The organism is Piscirickettsia salmonis LF-89 = ATCC VR-1361, assembly GCF_000297215.2.
Taxonomy (GTDB): domain Bacteria; phylum Pseudomonadota; class Gammaproteobacteria; order Piscirickettsiales; family Piscirickettsiaceae; genus Piscirickettsia; species Piscirickettsia salmonis.
Genome location: NZ_AMFF02000064.1, coordinates 21,111 through 28,786, shown reverse-complemented (window position 1 = coordinate 28,786; position 7,676 = coordinate 21,111). Strand labels below are relative to the sequence as shown.

Sequence of the window (7,676 nt, the reverse complement as noted above, 5' to 3'; positions counted from 1 at the left end):
TGATGAAATCCCTGTATCTATCAGATTTCATTATACATTGTTTATCATGTCAGTGCGTAAGGTGAGTTCTTAAAAGAAGCAGAGTGGAGATTTAATATGGGGTCGCCAAAAGAACTATTGGCTGACCTTAAAAAGTTGCTTAAAGAACTTTATTAGGTGTCAGCCCCATTCTTTTTTATTAAAATAGCAAGGGTATTTACTTTATCTGTATTACTCTCTTGTGAAATTAAATCACTAATTATATTGTTTATCGACTTCACTTTACGTTCCCATATCTTAAAAAATATAGGGACAAATGCAACTATTATGGTAATAACATTAGGCAAAGCAATACTTAGTATGGGTAAAAAACTATATTCAATCATAAACTTCCTTATCATATTCATTTAAAATAAAATAATATATTACAAAAAAAATAACGATGACACAAATACCTTGCTTCAACCAAAGCCTCTCGATATCCTTTCAACCAAGCCCACCAGCCTATAATAAAAGTCTATTTTGGTAATATACCCCCTGCAAAGGACTGACGTATTACAAAAATGACTCTTAAAAGCAATAATGACGCCTCTCCACAAAACCACTTACTCTGCTTTGAAACACCAAAAAACTCTAGTCTCTAATTAAACGGGATACTTTCTTGTAATGATATCAAAGCATTTGTGAAAAATAACATAACTCAGCCTAAAAACGATAACGCAATGTCACAGCAACACTATCTATCCCAACTGAGTTTCCAGTAAATCCAGGCCCAGCTATTTTATCACCAAAAATATGGCGATAAGACAAACCTGCTGACAGCCCTTTTTTAAAACGATAATAACCGCCTATTTCTGTAATAGGGCGAAAAGATGAATAATCCCCTGCTTGATCAGGAAAAGTTACACTCTGACTATTAATAATAATAGGTTGGCTCACAGTAATTTTATTCCATTGATAAGCAACACCGCCACCAAACTCTACACGAATATTTTTATACAATCGATAATGAACTATAGCCATCAAATGCATGGCTTGAGAACTAAGATAGTCATTAAATACATTATCGACATGATCAACACCTTCAATATTTAATTTTCCATAAAACGTATAACCTACTTTATAGCCAATATTAACAAAGTTTGTAACTTCAACTAACTGACTAAAATCAATACCAGCACCCCCATGTACCTGCGTAAAGCGCACTGTAGTATTTTCTGGCAATGATTCATTCAAATAAGAAGATACAGCACTAATATCTAAGCGAACCTGACTATAACTTTCTGTAACTCCAATGAATACAAACAATAAAATAGCAATAAGCTTCATTTAGATTTAAAAATACGTCAAAAAAAGTAGATTCTTGGCATGCTGCAAGAAGCATGCACAAGTTAAGTAAAATATAAATATAACAAAGACAAGCCCAGAACAAACTACCAATGATTGCGCAGTTCTCGAAGTGCTAAGAAAATTTCTTTTGGACGATCAACAAGGCCACCAACATCTTGCTTTAATTGATTAATTAATGCTTGACTATGTACTCGCAAAAATGGATTAACTTTTTTTTCTAATTTTAAATCAGTAACAATGCGCGTGTCCGGCGTTTGAGAAGAGACTTGCTCTAATAATACCTTAGCATCTTGATTATGTGGTTCACGAGACAGCGCAAAGGTGAGATTATTTTCAATATAGTCATGCCCTGGATAAATTTTAGTCTCATCAGGCAATCCAAATAAGTGATCAATAACAGTATGATACAATGCCCCGGCATCACCACCATTATGGCAATTACCCACTCCTGCATTAAACAAAGTATCACCACAAAAAAGCACAGGCTCTGGGTCTTTTGTATATAAGCATAAATGTGCCATCGTATGACCCAATGTTGTCAGCACAGTCAGCTTAACCGTCTGACCTACATGAATAATATCTCCTTGGTCAACAAACGTATCCACATTGCGAATTTTACCGGCAGCATTTTTATGTGCCAATAATTTTGCACCTGTTTTTTCCATCAGTGCTACATTACCACGAGTATGATCGCCATGTTCATGCGTGCTAATAATTTGCTTAATTGTCCAACCTTTTTGTTCTGCTTTATTTAACACAATATCCGCATCAAACGGGTCAATCGCTAACGCTTCACCTGTTTTTTCACAGGCGACAATATGATTAAAATTAGAAAGTGGTGGATTATCTAGATAAATACGTTCAATTAACATCACTTGCTTTGCAACCTCTCATCATTGACTGTAGCTTGAGCCATACGCAAATAACGCACCAACTCCATTAAACTATTAATTTCTATCTTAGGTGACGATTCACCGCTATATTTAACGTTCTTCTCATTAAACCAACAAAAGTCCATCCCTATATTCAATGCCGCCTGATAATCACTTGTTAATGAATCACCAATCAACAAGCAATCTTTAGGCTGCACATTAAGCGTATTTAGAATCGGTTGAAAAACATCAGAATTAGGCTTAGAAACCCCTAATTCATCAGAAAAAATAACAGGATAAAAAGCATCCATCAACCCCAAAGCCTGCAACTTCGCCAGTTGATCCCGGCGCGTACCATTACTTAACAATGCACAAGAGAACTGTTTAGTTAATAAAGGTAGCGCCTGTTCTGCACCCTGACACCAGACTGGTAATGTACAACTTTCATGATGGTAAAACTCGACTAAGTCCTTAACAAGTGCAGTTGTTTTAAAACACTCCTTTAGCTCAGTGAATCTCAATACACTCAGCTGTCCTGCACGAATCACCCCAGCCTCAACTTGCTGCCAATAAGAGCGATTAATCGCCTGATAGCGTTCTTTAAAGTCATCATAACGACACACATCACCAAAATATCTTGCATAGAGTTTTTCTAATGCAATACTCTGTGCATAAGAAAAATTATACAGCGTGTCATCTAAATCAAAAATCAAACACTGATAGTCTTCCATTCTTTTTCCTTTTATAAATTCACTACTCCAAAATTATGATTGGCCACTATAGCGATAAGGCAAATACTGCGGCTCCCATACTAGGCTGTCATATAGCTTAGCAGGGTCACCTGCATGTGTAGCCACACCTTCTTGCTGAGCCATTTTAATCACCGCAATTGCAATCTCACGACTGACCGCACGTGCTTCACGTAACTCTGGCAACAACGCTGCCTCAGGATCTTCATGCACTGGAGCTAACTCACTTAAAACTTCCGTCGCGGCCCACAGCATGCCATCCGTTAATTTAGAAGCACCTGCTGCGATCACTCCCATACCAATACCTGGGAAAACAAAGGCATTATTACACTGAGCAATCCGCACTAATTTATCATTGAAGTGAACCCGACTAAACGGGCTACCCGTCGCAACCAAGGCTTTCCCTTCTGTCCACTCTAATAAATCCCGTGGATCAGCTTCTGCTCGTGCAGTTGGATTAGACAATGGAAAAATAATTGGCCGGTCAACATGCGAGGCCATATCCTCGATAATTTCTTTAGAAAATGCCCGGCCCACTGTCGAACTACCAATTAAAATCGTCGGCTTTACATTACTAATTACCTCAGCTAAACCAATACCCGCCGGACTGTCCTTGCCCTGCCAATCCTTAACATCTTGATCAGTCCGAGCATACGGCGCCTGAAAATCTTGTAAACCTTCACTGTCTTTAAGCAATAATCCAGTACGATCAATCAACCAAAAACGCTGATAGGCTTCTTCTCGGCTTAAACCATAATGACACATTGCATCACAAATTTGATCAGCAATGCCAACACCCGCAGTTCCTGCACCAAAAATAACAACACGATGATCAATAAAGTCAGCCCCTGATGCTTTTATCGCCGCAAGCAAAGCCGCTAAAGTTACAACGCCAGTACCTTGCATATCATCATTAAAAGTACAAATTTGTTGGCGATAACGCTCCAGGTTACGACGGGCATTATCACGACCAAAGTCTTCCCAATGCAAAAATGCCTGCGGAAATTTTTTCCGTACTGCTTTAACAAATAAATCAATAAATTCATCGTATTGCTTGCGCGTTAAACGCTCATGACGCCAACCTAAATAAAACGGATCATCTAAGAGTGCACGATTATTTGTCCCACAATCTAAATAAACAGGCACACCACGACTCGGATGAAAACCACCACACAGGGTATACACCATTAATTTAGCCACTGGAATTTCTATGCCACCAATCCCCTGATCACCAATCCCTAAAATACCTTCGGCATCACTGACTACCACCAAGTCAACTTCTGGATTCGTACGATTATCTAAAATTTCTTCAATGCGGTGACGATCTTCATAGCTAATAAATAAACCACGAGGGCGGCGAAATTCCCGGCTATACTCTTCAACCGCATCTCCTACTGTTGGTGTATAAATCACCGGCAGCATACTATGCATATGCTGACTGACCAATTTATAAAATAAAGTTTCACTAATCTCATGAAGATTTCTTAGGTAAATGCTTTTTTCCAGCGGAGAACTAAATCGTTGAAATTGCAAATAGCAACGCTCAACTTGCTCATCCAGAGTTTCCACCCGCTGTGGCAACTTTCCGCACAGACCAAATTCTTTACGCTCTTCTTCCGTAAATGCCGTCCCTTTATTAAGCTGCGGCATGGTTAATAACGCTTTACCTTTAATTGATGTTTTTATGTAAATTTTTCCTGTTTTTTCATCAGTAAAGCAACCAAATAGTGCATTGTTTTTCATTCTTAAAGATCCTTTATTCACTATGATTATGATATTGAGGACTTAATTCTTTAACCGCATTGACAAGTTCTTTAACATTATCAGGATTAATATCCGGATAGATACCATGCCCTAAATTAAAGACATGCCCAGAACCATGACCAAACTCACCAAGTACACGAGCAACTTCATGACGAATCCCTGCGGGCGTACCATACAAAACGGCAGGATCAATATTCCCTTGTAACGCCACCTGCTCACCCACAATATTCCGTGCTTCTTGCAGCCGGGTTGTCCAGTCTAAGCCAATACCGGCACAACCGGTACTGGCAATTTCTTTTAAACACTGACCGCTATTTTTTGAAAATAATACAACCGGAATATCAGGGCAAAAATGCTTTAACTCTTCAACTATTCTTGCCATATACGGTAATGAAAAATCTAAATAATCTTGCGGCGACAACAAACTTGCCCACGTATCAAACACCATCACCACCTGTGCACCCGCACTGACTTGTGCTTTTAAATATTCTGTCACCGCAGCACTTAAAATGCTTAATAAGCGATGCATTAATGCGGGCTGTTGATAGCGCATTTTACGCACAATGCTAAACGTCTTACTGCCGGAGCCTTCAACCATATAACTAGCCAAGGTCCATGGGCTACCAGAAAAACCAATCAACGGTACACGACCTGCTAACTCTTGACGAATCAAGCGCACTGCATTCATCACATAACCCAAGCTATCTTCAGGATCTGGAACAGCTAACTTTTCAATATCAGCAAGGCTGCGAATCGGGCGCTCAAATACAGGACCCTCACCATTCACAAATTTTAAGCCTAAACCCATCGCATCAGGGATTGTTAAAATATCTGAAAACAAAATAGCCGCATCAAGACCAAAGCGATCTATCGGTTGCAAAGTTACTTCACATGCTTTTTCAGCATCCTGGCACAGCGCCATAAAATCACCAGCCTGCTTACGCACGCGCTGATACTCTGGTAAATAGCGGCCAGCTTGACGCATCAACCAAACCGGCGTTCTCTCCAACGGTTTTCTTTGCAGTGCACGAATTAATAAGTCATTTTGCAACATTATCTTTCTATCCCCATCTGGTTTACCGGTCGATTATAACTGATGTCGTCAAGACCTCATACCTAAACACCGACATAATGCTAGACAAGTACAATGTATTTTGCTAACGTCAAACGAGATCCCACGAAAAAACACTTAAACAACCTTAAGATAGATACTTAAATAAAGCATCATGCACCATTTAAAGCCTTACCTGCACAGTTTATCTTTGATTATTTTCCCTGCGGGGATATAAGCCATTCTCCATCATTTGACACATGACTTTTAAATTAATTTAACTTATTAATCAGGTAGTTTATTATGAAAAATACACTAGGGAGTATTTTAATTATTGCAGGTACTGCAATCGGCGGCGGCATGCTTGCACTGCCTTTAGCCTCAGCAGGCCCCGGCTTTAGCGCCTCTATCACCTTACTTGCTGTGATCTGGCTCGGCTTACTTGCCTCAGCTTTCGTCTTATTAGAAGTCGTACTTGCCTTTCCCAAAGGCACCAACTTTGGCACTATTGCCCGTCTTACCTTAGGCTTACCTGGACAAATTGCTATGTGGATCTCTATGCTCATGCTGCTCTATGCACTTGATGCTGCCTATATTTCCGGTGGGTCATCCCTCATCGTCGCCGCATTAAGCCAAGCATTTGACCTACCTATTTCCGCTCACTTAAGTGCCTGCTTATTTTTATTAATACTTGGCAGCATTGTATGGTACAGCACACGTGCAGTTGATCGTGTTAATTCGATTTTATTTAGCTTAAAAGGGGTCGCCTTTATCTTGCTACTCAGTCTTTTTGCACCCCATGTTAATCTAACTCAACTCTTAGATAGCGGCAACTCACATTATTTACTTTATGCAATCCCTATTTTTTTTACTTCATTTGGCTTTCATCCAGTGATTCCTACCATCGCATCTTACAATGATTTAGACCCCAAACGCTGTCGCCGTATCATCCTCATTGGTGGCAGTTTACCAATCATCATCTATCTTGTTTGGGAAATATCAACACTTGGTATTATTCCACGTACTGGAGACAATAGCTTCCACGCTATTTTAAATCAGCAAGGCTCCGTTGGTGAAATGATGATTGCCTTTCATCATATACTCAATAACAAACTAATCACCCTGACAGCAAATGCCTTTTCAGATATTGCTGTAACCACTTCCTTTCTTGGCGTTTCACTGGCTTTATTCGATTTTATTGCCGATGCCACCAAACGCCCCAATACTATAAAAGGCCGTAGCCAAACCGCACTTATGGCATTTCTACCACCTTTGGCCTTTGCTTTATTCTATCCAAATGGTTTTATTCTTGCTTTATCCAATGCTGCCATTGTATTTGCAATCACTCTGGCTGTCCCAGTATTAAGTGCTTGGCGTTTACGTACTACAGGAAAAACAGGGACTTATAAAGTCGCTGGCGGCTACATACTTTTTACTAGCTTATTAATCTATTATTTAGTCATCTGTATCATTCAGATCTGTAGTGATTGTGGCATGCTAGCACAATTTGGCCACTAAAAATTAAATACATTAAAAGTTAACAGCAAGCTTTAGCAAAACATCACAGCCTAAGCTTGCTGCTTGCCTAACAAATTAATTTAATTAGTATTATTTAACTGATAATAATTAAATTAAAATTTAAATATTTTATTGAATTATACAGCAACACTCTGACTCTTCTTCATTATTATGATGATGTGTATTTAAAAAAGGGGTATTAAGCACCGAATAACGATTTAATTGTCCAGTTAAGTCAACTTGATTTTGACTAAAATTCGTCATATTTAGAATTCTCTTATCATCATAAGAGTCTTCTCGTTCAAATTCTACTTCCTCAATAGTAAAGCCAGTTGTATAACTCACCTTACGCACTGACATGATAAACAATGTATAATGAAATCTGATAGATAC

Annotated in this window: 8 protein-coding genes; 1 reads left to right on the top strand and 7 read right to left on the bottom strand. The window is 39.0% G+C overall.

The annotated features are described in order from the left end of the window. Window positions 1-152 precede the first annotated feature (152 nt). From C200_RS06780 to hemE, 6 genes are all read right to left on the bottom strand, one after another. Window positions 153-365 (bottom strand): hypothetical protein, encoded by a 213-nt coding sequence (locus C200_RS06780; RefSeq protein ID WP_016211250.1) that lies wholly within the window; start codon window positions 363-365, stop codon window positions 153-155. A 319-nt stretch (window positions 366-684) separates the two neighbouring features. Continuing rightward, the gene (locus C200_RS06775) at window positions 685-1,308 is read right to left on the bottom strand and encodes an outer membrane protein (protein WP_016211251.1); all 624 of its coding nucleotides are present in this window, start codon (window positions 1,306-1,308) and stop codon (window positions 685-687) included. Window positions 1,309-1,412: 104 nt separating this feature from the next. Beyond that, on the bottom strand, window positions 1,413-2,201 hold the full coding sequence (locus tag C200_RS06770) for a hydroxyacylglutathione hydrolase (protein ID WP_016211247.1): 789 nt from the start codon (window positions 2,199-2,201) through the stop codon (window positions 1,413-1,415). Next, on the bottom strand, window positions 2,201-2,932 hold the full coding sequence (locus tag C200_RS06765; protein WP_016211245.1) for an HAD family hydrolase: 732 nt from the start codon (window positions 2,930-2,932) through the stop codon (window positions 2,201-2,203). The genes C200_RS06770 and C200_RS06765 overlap by 1 nt, the downstream gene beginning before the upstream one ends. A gap of 33 nt (window positions 2,933-2,965) precedes the next feature. Beyond that, window positions 2,966-4,693 (bottom strand): NAD-dependent malic enzyme, encoded by a 1,728-nt coding sequence (locus C200_RS06760; protein ID WP_016211249.1) that lies wholly within the window; start codon window positions 4,691-4,693, stop codon window positions 2,966-2,968. A 13-nt stretch (window positions 4,694-4,706) separates the two neighbouring features. Continuing rightward, window positions 4,707-5,768: a uroporphyrinogen decarboxylase gene (gene hemE, locus C200_RS06755; RefSeq protein WP_017376242.1), complete on the bottom strand. Its 1,062-nt coding sequence runs from the start codon at window positions 5,766-5,768 to the stop codon at window positions 4,707-4,709. Between the two features lie 300 nt (window positions 5,769-6,068). Between hemE and C200_RS06750 the strand changes: the two genes are divergently transcribed. Then, window positions 6,069-7,283, top strand: a complete 1,215-nt coding sequence (locus tag C200_RS06750; protein ID WP_016211248.1) for an amino acid permease — start codon at window positions 6,069-6,071, stop codon at window positions 7,281-7,283. Between the two features lie 129 nt (window positions 7,284-7,412). On the opposite strand, the gene C200_RS06745 is transcribed toward C200_RS06750, so the two are convergent. Then, the coding region (locus tag C200_RS06745; RefSeq protein ID WP_211250924.1) for a hypothetical protein at window positions 7,413-7,676 on the bottom strand (264 nt) is incomplete at its 5' end.

Coding starts and splice junctions, on each gene's coding strand:
- C200_RS06770 (WP_016211247.1), bottom strand. CDS start 2,201: ATGTTAATTGAACGTATTTATCTAGATAATCCACCACTTTCTAATTTT.
- C200_RS06780 (WP_016211250.1), bottom strand. CDS start 365: ATGATTGAATATAGTTTTTTACCCATACTAAGTATTGCTTTGCCTAAT.
- C200_RS06765 (WP_016211245.1), bottom strand. CDS start 2,932: ATGGAAGACTATCAGTGTTTGATTTTTGATTTAGATGACACGCTGTAT.
- hemE (WP_017376242.1), bottom strand. CDS start 5,768: ATGTTGCAAAATGACTTATTAATTCGTGCACTGCAAAGAAAACCGTTG.
- C200_RS06750 (WP_016211248.1), top strand. CDS start 6,069: ATGAAAAATACACTAGGGAGTATTTTAATTATTGCAGGTACTGCAATC.
- C200_RS06775 (WP_016211251.1), bottom strand. CDS start 1,308: ATGAAGCTTATTGCTATTTTATTGTTTGTATTCATTGGAGTTACAGAA.
- C200_RS06760 (WP_016211249.1), bottom strand. CDS start 4,693: ATGAAAAACAATGCACTATTTGGTTGCTTTACTGATGAAAAAACAGGA.